20 protein-coding genes are annotated in these 24746 nt (G+C 66.8%); 5 read left to right on the forward strand and 15 right to left on the reverse strand.

All coding sequences use genetic code 11. From position 1 onward, the window contains the following. Positions 1-93 precede the first annotated feature (93 nt). The 3 genes from B7438_RS10710 to B7438_RS10720 form a co-directional block, all read right to left on the reverse strand. The gene (locus B7438_RS10710; protein ID WP_085369706.1) at positions 94-954 is read right to left on the reverse strand and encodes an ABC transporter permease; all 861 of its coding nucleotides are present in this window, start codon (positions 952-954) and stop codon (positions 94-96) included. An 11-nt stretch (positions 955-965) separates the two neighbouring features. Next, positions 966-1796 carry an ABC transporter ATP-binding protein gene (locus B7438_RS10715; protein WP_085369546.1) on the reverse strand — a complete coding sequence of 277 codons (831 nt, stop codon included), beginning with the start codon at positions 1794-1796 and terminating at the stop codon, positions 966-968. 158 nt (positions 1797-1954) lie between these two features. Then, positions 1955-2380, reverse strand: a complete 426-nt coding sequence (locus tag B7438_RS10720; protein WP_085369547.1) for a hypothetical protein — start codon at positions 2378-2380, stop codon at positions 1955-1957. 72 nt (positions 2381-2452) lie between these two features. Here B7438_RS10720 and B7438_RS10725 point away from each other — a divergent pair, with 72 nt between their 5' ends. Beyond that, positions 2453-3214 (forward strand): alpha/beta fold hydrolase, encoded by a 762-nt coding sequence (locus tag B7438_RS10725; RefSeq protein WP_085369548.1) that lies wholly within the window; start codon positions 2453-2455, stop codon positions 3212-3214. On the opposite strand, the gene B7438_RS10730 is transcribed toward B7438_RS10725, so the two are convergent. Beyond that, on the reverse strand, positions 3215-3829 hold the full coding sequence (locus B7438_RS10730) for an HAD family hydrolase (protein ID WP_085369549.1): 615 nt from the start codon (positions 3827-3829) through the stop codon (positions 3215-3217). 39 nt (positions 3830-3868) lie between these two features. Then, positions 3869-5065: an ice-binding family protein gene (locus tag B7438_RS10735; protein WP_179150788.1), complete on the reverse strand. Its 1197-nt coding sequence runs from the start codon at positions 5063-5065 to the stop codon at positions 3869-3871. A gap of 472 nt (positions 5066-5537) precedes the next feature. Between B7438_RS10735 and B7438_RS10740 the strand changes: the two genes are divergently transcribed. Next, entirely contained in the window at positions 5538-10574 is a 5037-nt protein-coding gene (locus B7438_RS10740) for a putative Ig domain-containing protein (RefSeq protein ID WP_143465791.1), read from the forward strand. Here the strand turns inward: B7438_RS10740 and B7438_RS10745 are convergent. Then, positions 10537-11421, reverse strand: coding sequence for an AraC family transcriptional regulator (locus B7438_RS10745; protein WP_085369552.1), 885 nt, complete (start codon positions 11419-11421; stop codon positions 10537-10539). The two genes, B7438_RS10740 and B7438_RS10745, sit on opposite strands and share 38 nt — an antisense overlap. 100 nt (positions 11422-11521) lie before the next feature. Between B7438_RS10745 and B7438_RS10750 the strand changes: the two genes are divergently transcribed. Continuing rightward, entirely contained in the window at positions 11522-12301 is a 780-nt protein-coding gene (locus tag B7438_RS10750; protein ID WP_218775160.1) for an alpha/beta fold hydrolase, read from the forward strand. 1085 nt (positions 12302-13386) lie between these two features. Here B7438_RS10750 and B7438_RS10755 read toward each other — a convergent pair. Beyond that, positions 13387-14454, reverse strand: a complete 1068-nt coding sequence (locus B7438_RS10755; protein WP_085369554.1) for a sodium:calcium antiporter — start codon at positions 14452-14454, stop codon at positions 13387-13389. 216 nt (positions 14455-14670) lie between these two features. Here B7438_RS10755 and B7438_RS10760 point away from each other — a divergent pair, with 216 nt between their 5' ends. Next, positions 14671-16521, forward strand: a complete 1851-nt coding sequence (locus tag B7438_RS10760) for a glycoside hydrolase family 15 protein (RefSeq protein ID WP_256921978.1) — start codon at positions 14671-14673, stop codon at positions 16519-16521. On the opposite strand, the gene B7438_RS10765 is transcribed toward B7438_RS10760, so the two are convergent. Genes B7438_RS10765 through B7438_RS10775 form a run of 3 tightly spaced genes read right to left on the reverse strand, consistent with a single transcriptional unit; the run spans position 16463 to position 18365 of the window. Then, positions 16463-17026: a DUF488 family protein gene (locus B7438_RS10765; protein WP_247597300.1), complete on the reverse strand. Its 564-nt coding sequence runs from the start codon at positions 17024-17026 to the stop codon at positions 16463-16465. The genes B7438_RS10760 and B7438_RS10765 overlap by 59 nt on opposite strands. Further along, on the reverse strand, positions 17023-17724 hold the full coding sequence (locus B7438_RS10770) for a flavin reductase family protein (RefSeq protein ID WP_085369556.1): 702 nt from the start codon (positions 17722-17724) through the stop codon (positions 17023-17025). Before B7438_RS10770 ends, B7438_RS10765 begins: the two co-directional genes overlap by 4 nt. Then, a complete protein-coding gene (locus tag B7438_RS10775) occupies positions 17721-18365 on the reverse strand; it encodes a carbonic anhydrase (RefSeq protein ID WP_085369557.1) in 645 nt (214 codons plus the stop codon). Before B7438_RS10775 ends, B7438_RS10770 begins: the two co-directional genes overlap by 4 nt. A gap of 147 nt (positions 18366-18512) precedes the next feature. On the opposite strand from B7438_RS10775, the gene B7438_RS10780 reads away from it, so the two are divergent. Further along, positions 18513-18995 (forward strand): MarR family winged helix-turn-helix transcriptional regulator, encoded by a 483-nt coding sequence (locus B7438_RS10780; protein WP_085369558.1) that lies wholly within the window; start codon positions 18513-18515, stop codon positions 18993-18995. Here B7438_RS10780 and B7438_RS10785 read toward each other — a convergent pair. From B7438_RS10785 to B7438_RS10805, 5 genes are read right to left on the reverse strand one after another with little or no spacing between them, the layout of a single operon-like run. Then, a complete protein-coding gene (locus tag B7438_RS10785) occupies positions 18955-20148 on the reverse strand; it encodes an enolase C-terminal domain-like protein (protein WP_085369559.1) in 1194 nt (397 codons plus the stop codon). The two genes, B7438_RS10780 and B7438_RS10785, sit on opposite strands and share 41 nt — an antisense overlap. Then, positions 20149-21984: a thiamine pyrophosphate-requiring protein gene (locus tag B7438_RS10790; RefSeq protein ID WP_085369560.1), complete on the reverse strand. Its 1836-nt coding sequence runs from the start codon at positions 21982-21984 to the stop codon at positions 20149-20151. After that, on the reverse strand, positions 21981-23633 hold the full coding sequence (locus B7438_RS10795) for a GMC family oxidoreductase (protein WP_085369561.1): 1653 nt from the start codon (positions 23631-23633) through the stop codon (positions 21981-21983). The genes B7438_RS10790 and B7438_RS10795 overlap by 4 nt, the downstream gene beginning before the upstream one ends. Next, positions 23623-24267 carry a gluconate 2-dehydrogenase subunit 3 family protein gene (locus B7438_RS10800; RefSeq protein WP_085369562.1) on the reverse strand — a complete coding sequence of 215 codons (645 nt, stop codon included), beginning with the start codon at positions 24265-24267 and terminating at the stop codon, positions 23623-23625. The genes B7438_RS10795 and B7438_RS10800 overlap by 11 nt, the downstream gene beginning before the upstream one ends. After that, positions 24264-24731: a hypothetical protein gene (locus B7438_RS10805; protein WP_085369563.1), complete on the reverse strand. Its 468-nt coding sequence runs from the start codon at positions 24729-24731 to the stop codon at positions 24264-24266. Before B7438_RS10805 ends, B7438_RS10800 begins: the two co-directional genes overlap by 4 nt. Positions 24732-24746: the final 15 nt, after the last annotated feature.

The following is a 24746-nucleotide window of genomic DNA, read 5'->3' on the forward strand; positions in this document are numbered from 1 at the left end:
GTGGTGCAGGGGTGCTGTGGGTGGGTGGAGACACGGGACGACCGCCGTTGCCGCGGGGGCGGCAGCGTGAGGTGGTCGGTGAGCGGCGGTCGGCTAGTCCGTCGAGCTCTCGTGCCAGTGCAGGACGCGGCGCTCGATCAGCGTGATGAGTGCGAGCAGAAGGACGCCCATGACGGCGAGGACGAAGATCGAGGAGTAGACGACGGCGAGCTGGTTCATCGACGATGCGACGCTGATGACCGTGCCGAGTCCGCCCGTCGAACCGGATGCGGAGAGCTCGGCCACGACGGCGCCGATGATCGAGAGCGGGAAGACGATGCGCAGCGCGGCGAAGATGTACGGCAGCGCGTTGGGCACCCGCAGGTGCACGAGCATCTCCAGCCGGGAGGCGTTCATCGTCTTGTACACCTGCATCACCTGCTGCGGCACGGACCGGAGGCCCACCGCCGTGTTGATCAGGATCGGGAAGAAACAGATCAGGGCCGTGATGATCAGTTTCGGCAGCGGCCCGAAGCCGAACGCGACGACCAGCGCGGGAGCGATGGCGACCAGCGGCGTGACGTTGAGCACGACGGCGATCGGCATGATGGCTCTCCGCGCCACCGGCAGCTCGCTGATGAGCACGGCGACCACGAAGGCGGCGACGAAGCCGATGGCCAGCCCGGCGGTCGCCTCCCCCAGCGTGATCAGCGCGTTGCCGAGGTAGTAGCCGAGGTTGCCCGCCAGCGAGTCGCCGATGGCCTGCAGCGGCGGCAGCAGGTACGGCATGGATGCTGCGCCCCACTGCCAGAGGACGGCGAGGACGGCGAGCATCACCACCAGCGGCAGCCAGACGGCCGGCCGGATCCACGCGATCCGCGACCGGGGATGCTTCAGGCTGAACCGCGAGAGCTCGGCAGGCGGCTCGGCCTCGACGTGCTGCGACACGGGGACCCGATTCGTTGCGACAGTCATCTCGATCTCCCTCACGCCGCATCCGTCGATCGCCACGCGGTGTGCAGGCGATCTCTGATCAGGTCTTCGTATTCGTGGAACCGGCGCTCTTCGAACAGTTTCTGGTTGCGCGGGCGGGGCAGGTCGATGTCGATCACGTCGACGATGCGTCCCGGTCGCGGCGCCATGACGACGACGGTGTCCGACATGCGCACGGCTTCGGAGACGGAGTGGGTCACGAACACCACGGTCGTCTTCAGCTCGTCCCACAGGTCGAGCAGCTGGTCCTGCAGGCTCTCGCGCGTGAACTCGTCGAGCGCGGAGAACGGCTCGTCCATCAGCAGCACATCCGGTTGCAGCCCGAACGCCCGCACGATGGCGACCCGCTGCTGCATCCCGCCGGAGAGCTGGGCGGGGAGCTTGTCGGCGGCCTCGGCGAGTCCGGCGCGGTCGAGCAGTTCGAGCATGTCGGGGGCGCCGCTGCCCTCCTGGCGGGTGGCCAGGTCGCCGATGCGCTCCCGCCGCTTGGCAGCGCCAGGGTTGATCTTCCGCGGCAGCGTCACGTTCTTGAGCACGGACAACCACGGCAGGAGTGCCGGGGTCTGCGGAACCAGCCCGATCAGTTTCGCCGCTCCGGCCTCCGCGGGCGTCACGTCGTGCACCCGCACGTCTCCGCGATCGGCGGTCTCGAGGCCGGCCACGATCCGGAGGAGCGTCGACTTGCCGCATCCACTCGGCCCGATCAGGCTGACGAACTTCCCCGGTTCGATGGACAGCTGAACGTCGTTCAGCGCGATCATCGCCGACGGGCCGTATCCGTAGACCTTGCCGACGGAACTCAGCTCTACCGCTGGTGTAACCATTCGCACCCTCCATACCGTGTACGGACACACATGCCCGTTCCCAGATGGCGGAGAGCGTGCGTAGCGAGTTCGATGTCTGCCACGCGGAGTCCGCTTGTTATGACCCCAACCTATTCAGGCCGTGTTTCGTGCAGCAGCACCGCAAGATTGCGCGCACGTTAACTCTGGCGGGGCAGCGAGGCCACCTCACTGCCGTCGAACACGTAGACCTCGACGCCGAGGTCGGCGGCAGCGACGGCCACCCAGCCGTTCAGCGCCTGGGCGGTCAGCGCGGTGACCACGAGCACGGCGCGCTCCACCTCGGGAACGCTCGACCGCAGCCAGAGGAGCTTGAACATGTCGGCCATCACCTTGTTGCGATACGACGGCTTGTACGCGCCCTGGTTCGCCACGAGCTGCACCACGACGGTGCCGGCCGGATCCATCCCCTCGACTTCGACCCTCGTGCCGCCCGCCAGGGTGAGCGAACGCGGGCGCAAGGCCACACCGACGCGGTGACTGAGTGCGACGAGCATCTCCCGCTCGATCGAACCGTCGGTGAATCGCCGCCACTCCCCAGACCCGCTCGTATTCGACGAGGACATGGCGCAAGCGTAGATGCGCGACGTTTCACGGGTGTTTCCGCCCGATCGCGGCCGCCGCGCTATCGTCGTACCGTGTCAGAGTCCGCTCCCGTCATCGTCGAGTTCACTCACGCCGGTGCGACACTGATCGCCGAAGAACGCGGCGACGGTCGCCCGGTCTTCCTGCTCATCCACGGGATCGGGATGGGCCGCAAAGTCTTCGACGGACTCGTCGACATCCTCGCCACCCACGGCCGCGTTGTCGCCATCGACCAGCCCGGATACGGGGACGCCCCTGAGCCTCCGCGCACCCTGACGATGGAGCGGACGGCCGACCTCCTCGCCGCCTACCTCCGCTCGCGCGACCACGGCCCCGTCGTGGCGATCGGCCATTCGATGGGCACGCAGATCGCCACGGAACTGACCGTGCGGCATCCCGCACTGGTCGAGCGACTGGTGCTGGTCGCGCCGACGGTGGACCCGAGCGCGCGCCGGCTGGCGCCTCAGCTCTGGCGGCTGCTCCGCGACCTCGCCCCGGAGAAGCCGCTCGTCCTCTACCGCGGCGGCCGCGAATACCTGCGCGCCGGCCCGAACCTCCGGCGCAAGCTGCACGCCATGCTGGTGCACCGTCCGGAATTCGCCTACCCACGGGTCGCGGTGCCGACGCTGGTGCTGCGCGGCGCCGACGACCGGGTCTGCCCGCGGCCCTGGTGCACGGAGGTGGCGGAGACCATCCCGGGCGCCCAGTACCTGGAGGTGCCCGGTCACCGGCACGAGACGATGATCCGAGAACCGCGCGAAGCCGCGGTGAGGATCCTGGCGTTCCTGGCGCGTGCGGCCGACGGTGCTGCGTGACTATCGGCGAACGCGCTCGGGCTCGGTGACGGCGACGCCTGCCTGGATGAGCTGACGACGGAGGCCGGCGACGCCCTCGAAGCGGTGGGTTCGTATAGAGAGAGCGTCGGCGCCCACCAGTTTCGAGGCGGAGTCGTCGGTGAAGAACACGTCCTCCGCCCAGACCCCGAGGGCGTCGAGGACGTGCCCGAAGGCACGGATGTCGGGCTTCACGTACCCGATATCGGCCGAGTTGAAGACGGCATCGAACCTGTTGCCGATACCCATCGCGGCGATCTCGGCGTGGATGGTGTCCGTCCCGTTCGTGAGCACGGCCGTCCTCAGCCCCACGGCGCGGATCTCGTCGGAAAGCTCCAGAAGTTCCTCATCGACGACCGGCGATTGAGAACCCCATTCCTCCGCGGCCGCCGCGCTGCCGACCAGGGCGCCGACCCGACGCATCCAGTCGGCTCTGCTGATTCGACCGGTTGTGACGTCGTCGATCAGTGGCTGCGCGAACGCGATGCCTTCGAGCGTTCCCGCCTCAAGCCCGTGTCTCTGTTCGATGTCTGCGGCGTGCGCCGGGTCGAAGTGCCGAATCACGCCGTCGAGGTCGAAGAGCACTACGCGGATCATCCAACGATCCTCTCGCAACCACCCGGATCGGCGAAACGGCTACTGACGATGGGCGCCGCGGCGACGAGACAGGACGAGCGTGAGGAGGGTGCCGAACACGACCAGGGCCGCACCGCCGATCCACCAGACACCGTCAGCGTTGGAGCCGGTGTTCGCGAGTTCGCCTGCGCCGGTTGTCGGGGTGGCAACATCCTGCGGGGTCACTGGGGTTACCGGCGTTCCTGGCGTTCCCGGGGTTCCCGGGGTTCCCACGACGGCCGCAGGGGTGATCGTCGTCGTGTAGATGGCCGACACGTCGGGCGCGACCCCGTTCGTCGCCGTGATCGTGTACGTGCTGCTGCCCGCCCCTGTCGGGGTGCCGGAGATCTCACCGGTCGCCGTGTTCAGCTGAAGCCCGGCCGGGAGGGTGCCTGCGGCCACGGCGAAGGTGGCTGCCGGCGTACCGGATGCGGTCACGTCGAACGAGTAGGGCGTTCCCACGACCCCGTCCGTCGGTGTGCCCGAGGTGATCGCCGGGCTGCCGGTGACGACGGGCGCGGCGGGAGCCGCGCATCCACTGGGCAGCGTGACCGTATTGTCGTCGAGGGTGACGGCCGCGGTCCGAGCGAGCAGGCGTCCGCTGACGGCGGCGCCGGTCGTCGCGGTGATCGACTGGTCGGCCATGATCGTTCCGACGAAGAGAGACGAGCTGCCGAGCGTTGCGGAGCTTCCCACCTTCCAGAACACGTTGCACGACGAGGCTCCGCCGGTGAGCGTGATCGTGCTCGCGGACCCGGTGATCAGGGTGCTCGCCGCCTGGAACACCCAGACCGAGTTCGCGCTCCCGGCGAGGGTGAGGTTGCCGGTGAGAGAGAGCGCGCCGCCCGAGTAGACGCCCGGTGTGAGCGACTTGCCCGTCAGATCGCCGAGCCCCGACGTGGTCGGCGTCAAACCGGCCGCCGAATTGAATGCTGTCGTCAGGTCTGCCTGTGCCTGACCCGCGAATGCGTCCGTCTGGTGCAGGGTGCCCGTGAAGCTGCCAGCGGGAGGCCCGGTGAAACCGGTGACCGATGTGCCGGGGCTGACGCCGACATCCGCGTTGATCACGGAGGGGCCGGTGTTGGTCACCGCGCTCCCGCCGAGAACGCCGAACGACGTGGCGTTCCCCAGATCGATGGGGCCATTGATTGTGGTCGCGGCCTGGGCCGCGCCTCCGGCGACGAGAGCCAGACAGCCGCCGGCCGCGATCGAGAGCACGATCAAACCGGAACGAATACGACGAGAACGATGCATAGTCACACGCAATCCCTCAGTTGGGAAAGGGTTATGAACAGAATGCGATACCGCCCGGTCTGCCTCTACTAACTGATGTCTATCATGTAACGCTCTGGTCGCCTAGCAAAGGAGAGCAACTCTCAGGAACCGTCCGACGACCGCCCGCGAGGATCAGAAGTCGAAGAGGCCCCCGAACGGTTCTTCGTCGTCGCCGGTGTCCCGCGGGTCGAACTGGACGGTCTCGATGGAGATCACGACTTGGCTCCGCGGGGTGATGGGCACGCTCACCGAAACCGGCCGCCGCGGTGAAGAAACCGGGCGGACATCCGTTATCTGATAGCGTGAGCGCGCTGTCGCTCCGCGTGATCGCGTGCCGCATCGGTGCGTCGTGGTCGGCGAGACGCGGCACGCCATGGGGAGCGGTTTCATACCGCCGCGAAGGAGACGTCCCGGTATGAGTATGTTCCGAGCCCTGAAGATCGGCCGCGTTCTCCCGGGAGTGGCGATCGTCGCGACTCTCGCCGTGGCGGCGCAGTTCGCGCTGCTGCCCAGCACGGCGTACGCGGCGGGAACGACGTACACCGTCACCACCACAGCGGACACCGCGGCATCCTCGGGTGCGTGCGGAAACACGGGCATCACGACCCCGCCCAGCCCGCTCAGCCTGCGGGAAGCCACCTGTCTCGCGAACAACGTCGGCGGCGCGGTCACCATCAACCTCCCGGCCGGGACATACAACCTGACGGCCGGCGAGCTCGCCCCCGGCATCGCATCCGGGAGCAACGTCGCTCTCGTCGGTGCCGGTCCGGCAAGCACCATCGTGAACGCGGGCGGCCTCAGCCGGGTCTTCAACCTGGACAAGAACATCGTCGGCGGCATTACCAACTCGTTCTCCGGAATCACCATCACCGGCGGGGCGGACTCCACCTTCGGCGGCGCCGGGATCATCGGCGGCTCGAACTACAGCGCCACGGGCGACTCCCTGACGCTGACGAACGTGGTCGTGACCGGCAACGTCGCCAACGGTGCGGCCCCGAACGTGACGAACAAGCCAGGCGGCGGCGTGCAGTTCTTCGGTGGACAGTTGACGATCACGAATTCCACCTTCAGCAACAACTCGTCCGGTTCGAGCTATGGCTCCGGGCTCGCGTACGGGGCGAACGGGTCCGCGTCGTCCGAGGGGCTGAGCATCACCAATGCAACGTTCAGCGGCAACAGCGTCACCAACTCGCACGGCGACACGGGAACCTCGACCGGTGGCGCCCTTGCGCTCTTCGGCACGACGGGCAGCAACTTCGTCGTGGCCGACAGCCGCTTCGTGAACAACACGGTCACCGCGACCTCCGGATCGGGCCCAGCCGTGGGCGCAGCGATCTGGCAGCAGAGCGGCAACCTGACCGTGACCGGCTCGACCTTCACCGGGAACAGCGTCAGCGGCGGTTCCTCCCTCGACGTCGGCGGGGCGATCGAGGCCACCAGCGGCACCACGACCCTGCACTACAACCGCTTCACCGGCAACAGTGCACCGTCAGGCAGCGCGCTGCACACGGGTGCCACGACCGACGCGGCCTACAACTGGTGGGGGTGCAACGCCGGACCCGGCAGCGCGGGATGCGACACGGTCAGCGGTGCAGCAGCCCTCAGCCCACGCCTGGTGCTGACGGCGACCGCAACACCCGCTACCGTGGTGGGGCCGAACGCCACCTCGACGATCAGCGCTTCCCTGCTCACGGACAGCGCCGGCGGAGCCGTGAGTGCTTCCAATCTGGGCGCCTTCGCCGGGCAACCCGTGACATTCTCCGACCCGCCGGGCGATGCGACCGTCACGACCGCGCCGGGTGCCCACTCCGCGGTGCTCAGCGCCGGAGTGGCGAGCATCGACTACCACTCGGGCGCGACGACCACCGGACCGGATCCGGTCACTGCGACCTTCGACAACGCCACGGTATCGACGACGGTGACGGTCAACCAGGCGCCCGCCATCACCAGCCCGAACAGTGCGAACTTCACGGTCGGCCAGGCAGTGTCCTTCACCGTGACGACCACCGGTTATCCGAAGCCGGCGACCACCGAGAGCGGGACGCTGCCTGCCGGTCTGACCTTCACCGACAACGGCGACGGGTCGGCGACGTTCGCGGGCACTCCGACCGGACCGGGCGGAACTTTCGCGGTCACTCTGACGGCGTCCAACGGCACCTCACCGAATGCGACGCAGGCGTTCACGATGACGGTCGGCCAGTCCCCAGTGTTCACGAGCTCGTCGACCGCGACCTTCCGGGCAGGCTCCGCGGGCAGCTTCACGGTCACGACGAGCGGGCTGCCGACGGTGACGACGATCACAGAGTCCGGATCCCTGCCGGCCGGACTCACCTTCACCGACAACGGGAATGGGACGGCCACCCTCGCGGGCACCCCTTCCGCCGGCACGGGCGGGACATACCCCGTCACACTCGGGGCCACCAACGGCGTCTCCCCGAACGGATCGCAAACCCTGACGATCCAGGTGAACCAGGCCCCGGCCATCACCGCCAATCCGGCCGACCAGACCGTGAACCCCGGCACATCGACGAGCTTCATCGCCGCCGCCAGCGGCGTGCCGGCTCCGACCGTTCAGTGGCAGCGTTCGACGAACGGCGGAGTGTCGTACGCGAACATCGCCGGAGCCACGAGCACCACATACACATTCACCGCTACCAGCACCGATGACGGCAACATGTACCGCGCCGTCTTCACCAACCTGGTCTCCTCCGCCACGACCACCGCCGCAACGCTGCTGGTCGGGACGGCCCCCGCCTTCACCAGCGCGAACACGACGACCTTCTCGGCCGGTGCCGCCGGAAACTTCGGGGTCACCACCAGCGGCAGCCCGACCGCCACGCTGTCGAGGTCGGGCGCGCAATTCCCCGCCTGGCTCACGCTGACCGACAACGGCGACGGGACCGGCTCACTCGCGGGCACTCCACCTGCCGGATCGGGCGGAACATACTCCTTCACGCTTCGAGCCGCGAACGGGTTCACCCCGAGCGCATCGCAGACCTTCACACTCACCGTGGACCAGTCTCCGACGATCACCAGCGCCGACCACGCGACGTTCTCGGTCGGCTCGGCAGGTGCGTTCACCGTGACCACGACCGGTGGCTTCCCGACGAGCACGGCACTCACCGAGACGGGCGCCCTGCCGTCAGGCGTCACGTTCGTCGACTCCGGGGACGGGACGGCCGCGCTGTCCGGCACACCCGCGGCCGGAACGGCCGGCACCTATGACGTGACGGTGCACGCGGCAGCGACGGGGGGAACGACCGCACCGGCGGTGCAGAGCTTCCGGCTGACCGTCACCGGGTCACCTCAGATCACCAGCACCGACCACGCGACATTCGCCACGGGTCAGGCCGGCTCGTTCACCATCACGACGTCCCCGGGCTTCCCCGTTGCGACGCAGCTGACGGAGCAGGGGTCCCTGCCGGCCGGTCTGACGTTCGCCGATCAGGGCGACGGCACCGCGACCATTGCCGGCACCCCTGCCTTCAACACCGGCGGCGTCTACACACTGACGCTCACGGCGGCCAACGGGGCGGCGGCGGATGCCACACAGACCTTCACCCTGACGGTCACGCAGCCGCCGACCATCACCAGCGCGGACCACGCGACCTTCAGCTCCGGGGCCGCGGCCGACTTCACGGTGACCACTGCTGCCGGGCAGCCGAGCGCGACGGTCATCACCACGACGGGCACCTTGCCCGCCGGCGTGACGTTCACCGACAACGGCGACGGCACCGCCGACGTGGCCGGGACGCCGACCGCCGACGGGGTCTTCCCGGTCACGATCACCGCGAGCAACGGGGTGGCGCCGGATTCGGTCCAGAGCTTCACCCTCACCGTGAACGCAGCGCCCGCCATCACCAGCGCCGACCACACCACATTCGCGGTCGGAGCTGCGGGAAGCTTCGCGGTCACCACCACCCCTGGCACGCCGACGGCCACCGCGATCGCCGCCGCCGGAGCGCTCCCCGGCGGAATCTCGTTCGTCGACAACGGCGACGGGACGGCGAGCGTCGCCGGCACACCCGCCACCGGCTCGGGCGGCAGCTACCCGCTGACCCTGACCGCATCGAACGGTCCGGTCTCCAGCACGACGCAATCGTTCACGTTGACGATCACCGAGCTTCCCGCGGTAACCACGCCGAGCACAGAGGCCTTCACGGTCGGCACCGCGAGGACGTTCACGATCGGCACGACAGCGGGCTTCCCGTCCGCCACCGCGCTGACCGAGACGGGGACGCTGCCGGCCGGAGTGGCCTTCGCCGACGCCGGTGACGGCTCGGCGACCCTCTCGGGCACACCCGCCGCCGGAACAGGTGGAACCTATCCGTTGACCATCACCGCGACGAACTCCGCCGGGCACACCGACCAGGCGTTCACGCTCGTGGTCAACGAGTCCGGCACCATCACGAGCGACGATCACGTGACATTCACTGCCGGCTCGGCCGGAAGCTTCACCGTCACGACGGCAGGCGGCCACCCGACGCCGCCGACCCTGACCGCGACCGGGTCGCTGCCGTCCGGCGTGACGTTCGTCGACAACGGCGATGGAACCGCCATCCTGTCCGGCACCCCCGACGCCCCGGGTACGTACTCGCTGACGATCACCGAGTCCAACGGTGCAGCGGCCGACACGGTGCAGAACCTCGTCCTGACCGTCGTCGGGCCGCCCAGAATCACCAGTGACCCGACGGCCGCTTTCACCGCAGGGGTTCGCGGCTCGTTCACGGTCACCACCGACGCCGGGCTCCCGTCCACTCCGACGATCCTGACCGTCGGCGGCGCTGTGCCCGGCGGCCTCACCTTCACCGACAACGGCGATGGGACCGGCACCCTGTCCGGGACGACGAGCGTCGCGCCCGGCACGTATCCGCTGACCGTCACGGCCTCCAACGGTGTGAATCCGGATGCGGTGCAGTCGCTCGCCGTGCAGGTCACGCCGCCGAGGGCCAGCATCCTCCCGCAGGTCCTCCCCACCAGCACCGGGACACTACACGGCGCCCCTGCCCGCGCAACGGCCGGACAGACCCTGCACCTCAGCGGGGGCGGCTTCGCCGCGGGCGCGCCGATCACCATCGGCATCTACTCGGTCCCCGTCGTCCTCGGACACGCGACCGCCGAAGCCGACGGAACGTTCGTCGCGACCATCCAGGTGCCGAAGCTTCTCGGCCATCACACCTTCGTCGCCGCCGGCATCAGAACCGACGGCACGACCGGCTACCTGGAAGCGGCGTCGACCATCGCGGCAGCACCTCAGCCGGGCGCCGGCGGAGGGGACGGCGCGGGCGGAGGCGCCGGGGGCGGCGCAGACGCAGGCGCAGCGCCCGGTGGCCCGCTCGCATCCACCGGCCAGGACGCCCCCAGCTGGCTCGCCGGACCGACCCTGGGCCTGATCCTCATCGGTCTGGCCCTGATCATGATCGCCCGCCGCCGGAAGGACGCGCGGAACTGAGCCCGGCGGGCGCTCTGGTGCCCCTCGCCACCGCTGCCTTCTGCCACGCTCCCGGTCTCTCCCCTGTCGCCTGACGGAAGAACACCGAGAAGTTCGACGCGTCCGTGAAGCCGAGCACGGCGGCGCACGCGGTCGCCGTCAGTTCCTCATGGGCGAGCAACCGCTTCGCCTCGAGCACGATCCGCTCGACCAGCCACGCCTTCGCTGTCGACCCCGTCGCCCGCGAAACAGCTCGCGAAAGGGTGCGAGGGGCGTACCCCAGGGCACGCGCGTAGTGCTCGGCGTCGTGGTGTTCCCGGAAGTCCGCCTCCACGCGCTCCCTGAACGCCACGAACAGCCGGTTCTCCACATCTGTGACCGCCAGGGTTGGTCGGAGCCGGGCGAGGAGCGCCGAGAGCAGGATCGCCGGCAGCTCCGCCGAAGCGCCCGGCGCTGGATTCTCCGTCTCCAGCACGAGGTGTTCGACTGCCGCAGCGACGAATCGTCGCTCTTCGGCCGGGATGCGCCATACGGGTTGAACGCTCGGAGTCGCGACGAGCGCGCGGGTCGCCTCCGTGACCGGCGCGGTCGGAATGAACAGGATCAGCCGGCCGGCGAGGTCGGCGACCTCGCCCCATCGGTGCACAGCGCCTGCTGTGACCCACACGACGGAACCCGGGGAAAGAGCGTGATCGGCGAAGTCCACCGTGATCGAGCCCGAACCTTCGTCGACCAGCGCAAGAACATGGAAGTCGGCACGCTGAGTGCCTCCGTCGTTCATCGAGCGCAGCCGGTCGAAGGTGAGGGTCTCGACCTGCTGGGCTACGAGGTTGGGGGTCCGATAACGCATCTGCGTGATCGACGGCATGAGTCCATTTTGCACCATGACACGTCCGGTCCTCCCGATGACCCTGCATCATGCTCGCGCTTGCATAGGAGAAGCCAATCGAACCCGACTGAGGAGAATCGTGACCGAAACGCACCACATCGATCGCCCGGCCTTCGACCACAGCAGCGGCACCGGCCCGACGCTCGTGTTCCTGCACTACTGGGGCGGCTCCGCCCGCACGTGGGATCGCGTACGGGATCGGCTCGACGGACGCGACACCATCGCTATCGACCAGCGGGGCTGGGGGCGCTCCGGCAGCCTCCCCGGCCCGTACACACTGCAACAGCTCGCTGACGATGCACTCGCGTCGACCTCCGTCGCCGGCATCGACGATTACGTGCTGGTCGGCCACTCCATGGGCGGCAAGGTGGCCCAGCTGGCCGCCGCCACGCGGCCGGATGGCCTGCGCGGGATCGTGCTCGTCGGCTCCGGGCCCGCAAAGCCTGCAGCGATGATCACTCCGGAGTACCAGGCGGGCCTCTCCCACGCCTACGACTCGGCGGAGTCCGTCGCCGGGGCACGCGACCACGTGCTGACCGCTACGACGCTGCCCACGACCTTGGCCGACCAGGTCATCGCGGACTCCCTGGCCAGCGGGAGCGACGATGCGCGCACCGAGTGGCCCCTGCACGGGATCGCGGAGGACATCAGCGACCGCACCCGCCGGATCGACGTGCCCGCCCTCGTGGTCGCGGGCGAGCACGACCAGGTCGAACCGGTCGAAGTCCTGCGCGACAATCTGGTGCCCTATCTCGCAGACGCGGAGTTCGCCGTGTTGCCGGGCACGGGCCACCTCATGCCGCTCGAGCTCCCGGAAGCGCTCAGCGACGCCATCACTCGATTCGTCGCAGCTCTCTAACGCCGCAGGTAGCCCCGGCGAGGTCGTCCTCCACGAACGCCGGCCTGGCCAGAGTGAGAGCGGGGATGGTTGCCAGGCGGGCCACGATGAGTCGGGATGGCCGCGCCGAACGTCACGGCGGAGGGCGTGGGATTCGAACTCTAGCGCGGTCCCAGCTCACCTCAGACACCTAGCGGACATCCGCGGAATATCGGGCAGGTGAGACGTTCCTCGCTATCACGCGATGCTCCTCGGTTTCACCCGAGTGTTGTCAAAATGTTGTCACGAACGCTGATCCGTGAGCTGCCAACGGCGAACGCACTCAAATGGTGGTGCAACACGCGCATGGGGCTCACGAGTCTCACTCCCCTGCCGATGAATCACATTCATCCAGCAGTCGTGCCTCAGACGCCGACGCTATGGTGGAAGGAACTAGTTCCGGCACGGGCTCAAGGACCTCGCGCCAGCGCCCGCGACATCAGTTCCGCTCTCGCCGACCCGTTCGAGAACTGGAGCCATTTCCGCACGCGAATCTGACGCCGCTTTCGTCCATGCCTCCCGCCCTTCCGCAACGGTCAAACCAGGAACGACGGTTGTCCGGTGAGATGGTTCTAAGCGGTCGGCCGACGTCTACACCTCGCGAGAAGCCACGAAGGGAGCCGGGATTAGGGCGACGTTGCCTTCATCGCCTAGTCGCCGGCCTGTATAGCGTCGACACCGCAGCACGAACCGTCTAGGCCCGTAGTTACGACGGGGAGACCGGCGCAATCGGGGCACGCTCGCAGCACCGAGCTCGACCTGCGACCGTCCACGACCTGCGCCGCGCAGCAGCCAGCGTCGACGTGAGCGCGGGAGCCGACGTCGGCCACCGGATCGACGTCTCTTGTTTGGCGCGGCGCGTGGGATTCGACGTCGAGGGCGGAGGCGCCGCCGCCTTCCGTGGATGCGGCGCGGCGCAGGTCGTGGATTGCGCCCCTGGACCATCTTCGCAATCGCGGAACAACGCGCGAAGTGGATCGAGGGGATGCGGGGCCAGGGTCTCCGGCAGCGGCCGTCGACCACAGCCTCGGCATCGAGAGCAGCGATGAACGGTACTCGATCGGACATCAGCTGATCGTGATGGCAACGAGGCCACCGATTCCGATGATGTAAAGCAATAGGACGATGAGGGAATCGAGACCCATCCCGGCGACATGTCTGCGGGGCCGGAACACCAGTCCGATCGCATAGACGACGGTCAGGAGCGCCGCGAGCGCTGTCAGGTAGATGTCGCTCGAGTGGGCTTGCGGAAGAACCGCTTTGCCACTGATGAGCGAGGCGACGAGAAAGAGGACGGGCAGGAACGCGTTCCCGCCGAAGATGTCGCTGATGGCGAGGTTGTCGTCGCCCTGTTTTACGGCTTGCAAACCCGTGGAGATCTCGGGAAGGCTCGTGGCCAGCGCGAGCCAAGTCGCCCCGAACAGCACACCAGAGAGACCGATTCTGCTCGCGGCTGCATCGCCGGCCTGTTCGAGCGCGACTCCGGCGATAAGGGTTGCGACGGCCGACACGCCGAAGATCACGGCCGCGCGTGCCGTGCTCATCTGTGTCGAGTTCTTCCTCGTTCGAGTGCGGTGTCCGCTCGGATGCGGCGTGGTCGTGTCCGGCGCGGCGCCGTTTTGGTGCCATGGCAGGCCCTTCCCTGCCCGGTGCACGAGGAACAGTCCGATGACCCAGATCGCCGCGATCAACAACACGTCAGGTGTGACGCGAGCAAAGAGCAGGCCGGGCGGAAGCTGACTACCCGCGATGACAACAGCGAGGACGGCGATCACTACGACCGCTTCCAGAACGAGGCCGAGCGAAGCCGCGCGATAGGTGATCGGTTTCACGTCTTTACCGCGCTTGCCGAAGGTGTCGAGGACGACGATCACCACCGTCTGGATCGCGATGCCGCCGAGGATGTTCCCCACCGCGACATCGATCGAGCCGGAGAGCGCGGCGCTGACCGTGATCGCGATTTCCGGAAGGTTCGTAGCGACCGCCAGCACGATCAAGCCACCGAGCGCGTCTCCGAGATGCAGCCGGGTGTCCAGTACGTCGGTGGTCTTGGACAGCTGAATCCCGGCGACCCAGATCACTGCTGCTCCACCGACGAAGATCAGGACAAGGAGCCACAGCGGAAGAGCTCCCATGCCTGCACCGTCCTCTCTGGCGCGCGAACCTATGCGCGCGTCTCACTCGTCGAGCATACCCGCGTAAGGGCAACTATTGCATTTGCGCAAGTATGTGGTTGCATGGATCGCAGTTCTGACGAAAGGTGTCGCAATGGATATGTACGAGAACTCCGCGGTAGTCCCCGGCGGCATCCTCCGTGGCGTCGCACGCGTCACGCATGGCAGTGCCGACCGGTGAATGGATCACGTATCGAGGACCACGCGATTATCGGCGACCTCCACACCGCCGCGCTGGTGGCCGCTGACGGCTCGATCGATTGGCTCTGCCTGCCGCGTTTCGACTCTCCGGCGTGTTTCGCAGCCCTGCTGGATGAGGAATCTGCTGGACGCTGGATCGTGACACCCGCTGGCTCATCTCGCTGCACGCGCCGTAGCTACCGCGGCGATACGCTCATTCTCGACACAGAATGGGAGACCAGCGATGGTCATGTGAGAGTAACCGATTTCATGCCCCTCCGAGGCGAGAGCGCTGAATTGGTGCGGATCGTCGAAGGCCTCTCCGGCTCCGTGCCGATGCAGCTGGAACTCGTACTGCGCTTCGACTACGGCCATGTGGTTCCTTGGGTGACGCGCACCGACCGGGGAATCCTCGCCGTCGCAGGACCTGACTCCGTCCAGATCACCTCCGACATTCCGCTCACCGGTCGCGATATGCGCACGGCAGCAGAATTCACCGTGAGCGCCGGCGACCGAGTACGCTTCTCGCTTACGTGGACTCCTAGCCACCTGCCTCGACCTCAACCCGCCGACCCTGACGCTGCGCTCGCAGCGACCGAGGGGTATTGGAGAACGTGGAGCGCGCAGAGCACCGCCTCCGGACCGAACAGAGACGCTATCCAACGGTCCCTCATCACCCTGAAAGCGCTCACGTATGCACCCACCGGCGGTATCGTCGCCGCGGCGACCACGTCATTGCCAGAACAACTCGGTGGGCCACGCAACTGGGACTACCGATTCTGCTGGTTGCGCGACGCCACATTCACTCTTCAGGCGCTGCTCACCGCCGGATACACGGACGAAGCCCGCTCCTGGCGAGATTGGCTTCTCCGGGCAGTTGCCGGGGACCCTGCGGAGTTGCAGATCATGTACGGGCTGGATGGTCGCCGCCGATTCCCGGAGGAGAGACTGGACTGGCTGACCGGTTTCGCCGATTCGGCGCCAGTACGCATCGGAAATGCGGCCGCCGATCAGTTCCAACTCGATGTCTGGGGAGAGGTACTGGGCGGCCTCGCGCTTGCTCGAACGTCGATCGGCGCGGACGAAAAGGACGCATGGGACCTTCAATGCGCGCTCCTCGAACACGTGGCGGGTACCTGGCGCGACCCGGACAACGGTCTGTGGGAGATGCGCGGTCCGCGGCAGCACTTCACATACTCGAAGGTCATGAGCTGGGTGGCCGCCGACAGGATGATCCACGGCGCCCGCCGATTCGATCTGCCTGGCCCTGTTCGACAGTGGGAGCAGATGCGAGCCGAGATTCGGCGTGACATTCTCGAGCACGGTTTCGACCGATCACGCAACACGTTCGTGCAGGCATACGGAAGCAATGAACTCGATGCATCCCTGTTACTCATCCCGCGGGTCGGGTTCCTGCCGGGCGACGACCCTCGGGTGGTCGGAACGATCGACGCTATTCGGAAAGACCTGACCGAAGACGGACTCGTCCTGCGATACCGCCCCGAACAAAGCGACGATGGGCTGCCCGGCACGGAGGGCGTCTTCATCGCGTGCTCATTCTGGCTTGTCGACGCTTTGAACGGCGCCGGTCGTTCTGCCGAGGCGGCCAAACTCTTCGGTCGTCTCCTCGAGCTTCGCAACGACGTCGGGCTATTGAGCGAGGAGTGGGACCCGCACTCGCACCGTCAACTGGGCAACACGCCGCAGGCGTACAGTCACACCGCTCTCGTGCGGAGCGCGTTCCATCTGTTGGCCGGCGGTGCGAGCACCACAGAGGATCGCATTCCCATCAACCGCGATGATGGGCGCGTTGGTCAGGCTGATCCGCGTCATCGCCGGGGTATGTGATCCGTTCCCCGTCGACGCGAGCGAAGGAGGTGAGCCCGTGCGGTTTCGCATTGGTTCTGGAGAAGATGTCGATGATGTCGAAGCGGCGGATGAGCAGCGCATCCGCGATCAGTGAGCGGTGACACCGCCAAGGAACCGCCTCGGCGCACATTATCGCGACGACTGTGTCGGCGGCGATGGAGATGAGTTCGTCCAGGCCTGCCGAGAAGGCAGGCGATTGCATGTAGTCGGCGTACGCCCGGAACGATGCGTTGCGCCACCCGCCGTTCAGGTCCGTGCGATTGCCATGGCGGAGACCACCGAGTTTCTCAATGAGATGGTATCCGAGGTCGGTCGCGGCGAGCTCCTGGGGCAGCACGCTGATTCCGTACTGTGGGTTGTGTCGCGATTTCGGGATGCTCCGCACATCAACGATCGTCTCCACGCCGTGCGCTCTCACCATCCCCACGAAATCCAGAAGCGGGTGCGTGGAGTGGCCGATCGTGAAGATCCGGGTGCCGCTCACTGCGCTCCCCCAGGCGTCGTCGCGGCTTCCGGGCCGTCCGACTCGACCGTGTCCACCTCGCCCGACCCGCGCGCCCCGAGCGACGCTCCGAGCTGAAAGTACTGCCGAAAGCTGAAGATGATCGGATTCCACTGCTGCGGGTCGATCCGATCGGTGCCGTCGACGAGAAGGCGCGGGTCGGCGTGAACGCGCACGACCTCCGCCTCGACGATGACGTAGCCGGGTTCGATACCGGTGGTCAGCCGCCGGGCCCGCGCTTCGAGCTGGAGAGCGCATTCGGCAACGCGCGGTGGCACGACGAGGTCCGAGGCTTCTGGATGCAGGCCGGCGAGAGCGAACTTGTCGCGCACATACCGGTAGCGGTCCGCTTTCGCATCGGGGACGACGTTGCGCCCTGTGACCTCAGCCAGCACCTCCACGGCAGACCAGAGTTCCGGTGATGCGAAATTGACGGTAAGGTCTGCGCGGCGCGTCAGGTTCTCGATCGTCTGACCGTCGCTCTCGATCCCGAGGACCATCATCTGACCGAGTGCCCAATAGGAGGATGCGGGCGCGAGATTGAACGTGCCCTCATCGTTCTCGGTCGCGACGAGGAATACGGGCGTACCCGTGTACAGCACCTTCGGTCGCACGGCCACATGCGTCACGCCGTTCGCCGGAGACAAGCGCTCCTCGGCCAGAGGCCGGACGGCCTTCATGCCGCTCCGTGGTTCCGTGGCGCGTCGACGTCCAGCAGTCCGACGACCCGATCGGGCGCAACTGCGCCTTCGGCGAGCTTGTAATTGGCGCCGACCACGGCGAGCTCGCCTGCGCCCACAGCAGCCTGGATCACGGTGGAACGTTCGATGATCTCGGTGACGGTGTCGCGGAGGTGCTCTCGTCCGACCTCGGCGGGATCGATGTCGACGGTCGACGCGGCGACCCTGCGCACAGCGCTGCCGATCGGAGCAATCAGCGTCCTGATGTGGTCAGGCAGAAGCGGCGGGTGGGCGGACTGGGCGTCGATAGCCGCAGCGACCGCTCCGCAGGAGTCGTGACCGAGGACGACGACGAGAGGGACGTGCAGGACTGCGACCGCGTATTCCAGCGAACCGAGAACCGATTCGGAGACGACCTGTCCTGCGTTGCGGATCACGAACGCGTCGCCGAGCCCGAGGTCGAAGATGATCTCTGCGGCGAGACGTGAATCCGAACACCCGAAGATCGCGACAATCGGCGCCTGCGATGCCGACAGGTGCGCACGCCGGTCGACGTCCTGATGCGGATGCAGTGGCGTACCGGCCACGAATCGGGCGTTGCCGACAAGCAGTTCTCGAAGGACGGTTGCAGATTGGGTCACAGTCTCTCCTCGGCGGGACGATTGGAAACAATTCGGCCTGAGCGGTGGCGGATCTCCCCTGGGTCCCGTGCACCCGAGCCTCTTCCACAGTAGCGCCAGAACGCGCAAGGTTTGCGTGTCCGCAACGATTGGAGCAATACTTAAAGCATGACGAGTTCGAGACCGGCGGCTATACGCGCCGTAGACGCAGCGCTGTCGGCAGCGAATGTCATGATGCGCGTTGCCGCGCGATCCGTCTTCGAGGTCGAGGACCGGGTCACGACGCCGCAGCTTCGCGTGCTGATGATGATCGCCGCAACGGGCCCGCAGAACCTCGGCGCCGTCGCATCCGAGTTGGGTGTCCATCCTTCGAATGCGACGCGAGCGTGCGAGAAATTGGTGCAAGCCGGATACATCACTCGCTCAGACCACCCGAGCGATCGCCGCTACATCCGGCTCGAATTGACCGACGCCGGCTCTGATCTGGTGAACCACGTTCTGGATCAGCGCCGCACTGCCATGACCCAGGTGCTGGAGAGCCTTCCAGATGAGGAACAGAAGCGAGTGGCCGCCGCGTTCGAAGTCTTCGCCAGTGCGGCGGGCGGCGAGCCTATCCACGACGGCCGTTTCGCCTTTTCGCTGCAATCGTAGGCGACGAGCGCCGGCCCTCTTCGTCGAGGGTCATGACCAGCTGGTCGACGAGATAAGGCTCGCTGTCTGACCTGCGCAGGGTGAGACCGTGGCCCGGCGAACTCGCGTCGGGTACGAGGTCTCCATCGGTCAACGCCGGACGCCCGTCGAAGAAGAGCGATTCGATGTGCGCGTGATCGTGAAAATACTCGACATGCACGACATTGGAGAGGGCAGCGCCGAGGGTTGCGTGAATGGACGGCGCCGTGTGCGCGCTGATCGGGACACCAGCGGCTTGCGCGATGGCAGCTGCTCGGGTGAATCCCGTGATTCCGCCGCACCGGGTTGCGTCGGCCTGGATCGTGTCGACGGCGCCGGCGTTGAGCATGCGAAGGAAGTAGGCCGGGGTGTACCCGTACTCCCCCGCAGCGATCTGCATTCCCGCGGGACCTCGGTCGCGGAGAAAACGGAGTCCCGCCAGATCGTCGCTGGACACGGGTTCTTCGAACCAGGTGACGTCCTGCTCGTGGAATCGTTCCGAGAACCCGAGCGCTTGTTTGCGATCGTATGCGCCGTTCGCGTCGACGAACAGGGCGACTCGCGTTCCGATCGCTGCCCGCGCCGCGGCCACGCGTTGCACATCGTCGGCCGGGGACGATCCGACCTTCATCTTCACGGCGCGAAAGCCGTGATCTGCCCAGGCGCTGAACTGCCCGTGAAGCTGAGCGGGAGAGTAACTGGTGAATCCGCCGCTTCCGTACGCCATGACCTTCGATCTGGCACGACCGAGGAGGCGGACCAGAGCGGTGTCGAGTCGCTTGGCTCGGAGGTCATGGATCGCGATGTCGACGGCGGAGATCGCGCTTGCGCACACTCCTTCCCAGCCGAGGTTGCGCATGGTTTCAGCCATCGACCAGAACGTCGATTCGATGTCCATCGTGTTCGAACCGAGCACGATCGGTGCGAGCTGATCTCGAACGACGCGGACCGCCGCCGAGGACGTGTATGCGTACCCCAGGCCGACCAACCCGTCCGACGCCGCCTCGACGACGAGCACGCCGGTCGAGTCCCACACGGCGGTGCCGTCCGATTCCTGTTGGGGGACGCCAGCCGTCGTCGTCGGCACGGTGTACGCGCTGACCGTGAGCTGGTCGATCCAGTCGGCCGAGCGCATCTATTCGCTCTTCTCGTCAGTTGTGTCACCGAGGTGCAGTCGGTCTTTGACACGCTCGACCCCTTCGGCGAACAGTGCCGCTGCGGAGTCGCGGATCACCGCCATATCGCTCGGGTCGCCTTTCAGCAACGCTGTCGCGGTATTCTTCGCGTATTCGGCAGTGATGTGCGGGGGCAGAGGTGGCACGTTCTTGCTGGTGTGTGCGTCGATGAGCGTCACACCCCGGTGGGCGAACGCGTCGTCCCAGGCTGCAACGACCTGGTCGTCATCGGTGACCGTGATGCTGCGGAATCCGAGCAGTTCCGCCCAGCCGGCGTAGTCGACGCTCTCGACCACCTGGGCGGTGTTCCACACGGGGTTCGCGTCTTCAGTCCGCATTTCCCAGGACACCTGGGTGAGGTCGTTGTTGTGCAGGACAAGGACGATTAGTTGCGGGTTGTCCCACCGGTCAATGTACTTCTTCACCGTGATGAGCTCGTTCATGCCGAGCATCTGGAACGCACCGTCACCGATGGTGCAGATGACAGTCCTGTCCGAGTATGCGAACTTTGCAGCGACCGCGTACGGCATCGCGGCGAGCATCGTCGCGAGCCGACCGGAGAGGTCGCCGAGCATCCCGCGACGCAGCCGGATGTGGTGTCCGTACCAGTCGGCTGTTGTCCCGGCGTCGGCGGTGACGATGGCCTGCGGCGGCAGGCGTTTGTTGAGCTCGTGATACACACGTCGCGGGTTCACACCGTCGTCATAGTGCAACAGCGCCTGCGCTTCCATCTCCGACTCCCACTCGACCATCTCGTCGGCGACCTTCTGTTGCCAGTCGAGGTCGGTCGTTTCGTCAAGGAGCGGGATGAGCTCTGCCAGCGTGGCCTTCACGTCACCCCAGAGGTTCAGCTCGGTGGGATAGCGCAAACCCAGCTGTTCAGGCTTGAGATCGACCTGAATGGCCCGCGCCTGCCCGGTAGCGGGCAGGAATTGACCGTACGGGTAGTCGGTGCCGAGCATCACCAGCGTGTCGCAGTCCTTGATCTGGTGCAGGCTGGGCAGCGACCCGAGCAGTCCGAGCTGCTGTGAGTGATAGGGAATCTCGGCCGGGATCACCTGCTTGCCGCGTAGAGCCGTGATGATTCCGGCGCCGGAGAGCCGTGCCGCTTCGAGGACCTCGTCGGTCGCCCCATTGGCGCCGTGCCCGACAAGGAAGGTGACTTTACGCCCGGCGTTGATGATCGCGGCCGCCTTCACGAGTTCGCTGCGCGGCGGGACGACAGAGGTGGACGGGGCGACAGCGCTCGACCGTGACACCCACATCTCAGGCGAGGGAGGCGTCATCTTCATCCCTTGAACGTCGTGAGGCAAGATGACGACCGCGGGTTGCAGACGCACCCGGGCGGTGCGGAACGCGGTGTCGATCACGGCCTGCGCCTGTTCGGGCGAGACGATGGTCTGCACGTAGCAGGCGACATCGGCGAACACCCGTTCGAGGTTGTTCTCCTGCTGATTGAAGGTTCCGAGGGAGTTCAAGCCCTGCTGGCCGACGATCGCGACGACGGGCTGGTTGTCCATCCTCGCGTCGTAGAGGCCGTTGATCAGGTGGAACGCTCCCGGGCTCGAGGTCGCGGTGCACACGCCGGTTTCGCCGGTGAATTTGGCGTGCGCTGTCGCCATCAGTGCGCAGACCTCTTCGTGGGTGGGTCGGATGTATTCGACGCCGACACCGTCCCGTTCGGCCTTCCCGAGTGCACCGTCGAACTCGCCGATGCCGTCGCCGGGGAACCCGAACACCCGAGTGACTCCCCACGCTTTAATACGCTCGATCACAAACTCGCTGACCGTTGTCATGTGATTCCTCTTTCGATTCTGTTCGGGTGTTTCAGCAGTCGGTCGGCTGCGCGGGCGGCGATCGCCATGATGGTCAGGGCCGGATTGGCGCTGCCCTGGGTCGGTAGGACACTGCCGTCGGTGATGAGCAGGTTGGGAACGGCGAAGCTGCGGCAGTCAGCGTCCACCACGCCGTCTTCCTCACGCGCGGCCATTCTGGCCCCGCCGACGAGGTGTGCGTAGCGTTGGATGGTGATGGTCTCGCGGGCGCCGGCTGCGGTGAGGATTCGCTCCATCACCTTTTGCGCCGCATGGGCCAGCGCTCGGTCGTTGTCGCATTGGGTGTAGGAGAAGTGGGCGATCGGCAGCCCGTACCGGTCCTTCTCCGCGCTGAGGGTGACCCGGTTATCGGGTTGGGGCAGGAACTCGCAGAGCGCTCCGAAGCAGGCCCAGTGCACGTAGTCGGACATGTAGTTGCGCAGGTCCGCTCCCCAGCGGCCTTCTGCCATGACGTGTTCCGCCCAGGTGATCGGTAGCGGGGAGACGGTCTGGATGGAGAAGCCGCGCTTGTACGGTTTGGTCGGGTCGGTTTCGTAGAACTGTTCGGTGCTGACTTCCGGTGGCGGTCCTTTCCACATTCGGATCTCTGCGTCGAATCGTCCGGCGGTTTGCGGTGCGCCCTGCACCATCAGGAAGCGGCCGACCTGGTCGAAGTCGTTGCAGAGCCCATTCGGGAAGCGGGCGGAGGTCGAGTTCAGCAGCAGGCGGGGTGTCTCGATGGAGTATCCGGCGATCGCGACCATTCGTGCGTGCTGGAACCGTGGCCGGCCGTCTTTCACGTAGTGCACGCCGTTTGCTAGCCCGGTGCGCTGGTCGATGCCGATGGAGGTCACCATGCTGTCCGCGCGTACTTCTGCGCCGTGCGCGAGCGCGTCCGGGATGTGGGTGATCAGCGGTGACGCCTTCGCGTTGACCTTGCAGCCCTGCAGGCAGAAGCCGCGGTAGATGCAGTGCGGCCGGTTGCCGAACCGGCCGTTCGCGATCGCGACCGGTCCTACCTTCGCCGTGATCCCGCACGCCAGGGCACCGCGTTGGAACACCTCCCCGTTCCCGGAGACGGGATGCGGGCGGTGCGGGTACGAGTGCGGGTCGCCCCACGGCCAGTCCTCCCCCGCCACCGGCAGTTCGCCCTCGATGGCGGAGTAATAGGGACGGAGGTCGTCGTAAGCGATCGGCCAGTCAGCGCCGACACCATCCGCCGTCCGGGTGTGGAAGTCACTGGGGTGGAACCGGGGGGTGTATCCGGCGTAGTGCACCATCGACCCGCCGACTCCGCGGCCGGAGTTGTTGGATCCGAGCGGGACGGGGTCGCCGCCGCCGATCTGGCGTGGTTCTGTCCAATACAGCTGATGGGAGCCGGCTTCGTCGCTGACCCAGTCGGTTTCGGGGTTCCAGAACGGGCCGGCGTCCAAGGCGACGACCGTCCAGCCGGATCGCGCAGCCCGTTGCAGGAGCGTCGATCCGCCTGCACCACACCCGACGATGACCAGGTCCACGTCGTCGTTGTCGTCGAAGCGGCGCATGTCGTCGCGGAGGCGGTGTTCTGGCGCGGCGCCGTTCGGCGTGAGCAGCCATGCGGACTCGTTGCGTTCCCGCACCTTATCGGGCATCGGATGTCCTGGTGGGGTCGTCGTCGGGGTTCGCGTCGGCGACTTCGAACGGTTCACGCCGGTCGATGCCGAGGTTCTTGTAGCCGCGCGGGTAGGCGGGGCCGGCGAAGCCGATCTCGTTCCACGCCGACGGGTGTGAATAGAACGCGGTGCACGCGTACCGGGTCCACAACCCCCACACGGCCGACGCTGGCATGCCATGCCAGTCGGCGGATCCGAGGCGCTGAATGTCGGCTAGTAGTGCATGCTGGTCGTTCCAGGCGCAGTCAGCAAACACGGCACCATACGTGGCGTTCGCGTCGTCGTCGAGGGCGGCCAACGAACGCCGCCAGGCGTCCGGGTCGGCCGGCATCGAGTCGTAGTGCCACCCGTCGGTCTCCTTCTCCGCCAGCCGGGAGTCCACCATCCGGGTGACGGGCACCCGGGGTTCATCGCGCTGATCGAGGAGCTGGTCGAAGAGTGCGGTGGCGCACGCTTCCTCGACGACGTCGAAGAATCGCATCTGCGGCAGCAGCCCGAGCCGTGACTCGACGACGGCCTCGGTGGCCGCATCCCAGTGCTCACGTTGGCTGAGGACATCGAAGCCGGGGAAACGGTCGCCGCCGTTGCTTGGCGAGAGCGGCAGGGTTGTCATTTCTCGCGCCTCAGGATCGCGGCGAGCAGTCCCATCCCGCCGACCATCGTCACCAACAGAGGCGCCAGGAGCGGGGGGCCCATTTCGAGGTTGTAGCGCAGGTTTTGCCACCCGCCAGGTTTCTGGGCGACGCCGCGGGCGTGCAGGTAGGTGCCCTGGAGCCCATTCGCGATGATCGTCGCCGACGCTACGGGCAAGACGGTTTTCGCCATTCGATGACTGAGCAGGCCAGCGATGCCGGCTGCCGCGCCGACCGGTCCGAGGACCACCGGCACCCACATCCATTTGTTGCCGAAACTGGCTTTGTCGTGCTCGAAGAAGATCTCGCCCGCGGTGACGAGCGCACCGACGGCTGTCAGCGTGGACAGGGATCGTTCGAAGCGTCCGGTTTCCACGTTCTTCACCATGCGATCGATGCCGCGCACCGCTGTGCGTGCGGATTTTCGGCTGGCACGACGTGTCATCGGTGGCCTTTCGTC

This window comes from Leifsonia sp. NCR5 (assembly GCF_002105485.1).
Classification (GTDB): domain Bacteria; phylum Actinomycetota; class Actinomycetes; order Actinomycetales; family Microbacteriaceae; genus Leifsonia.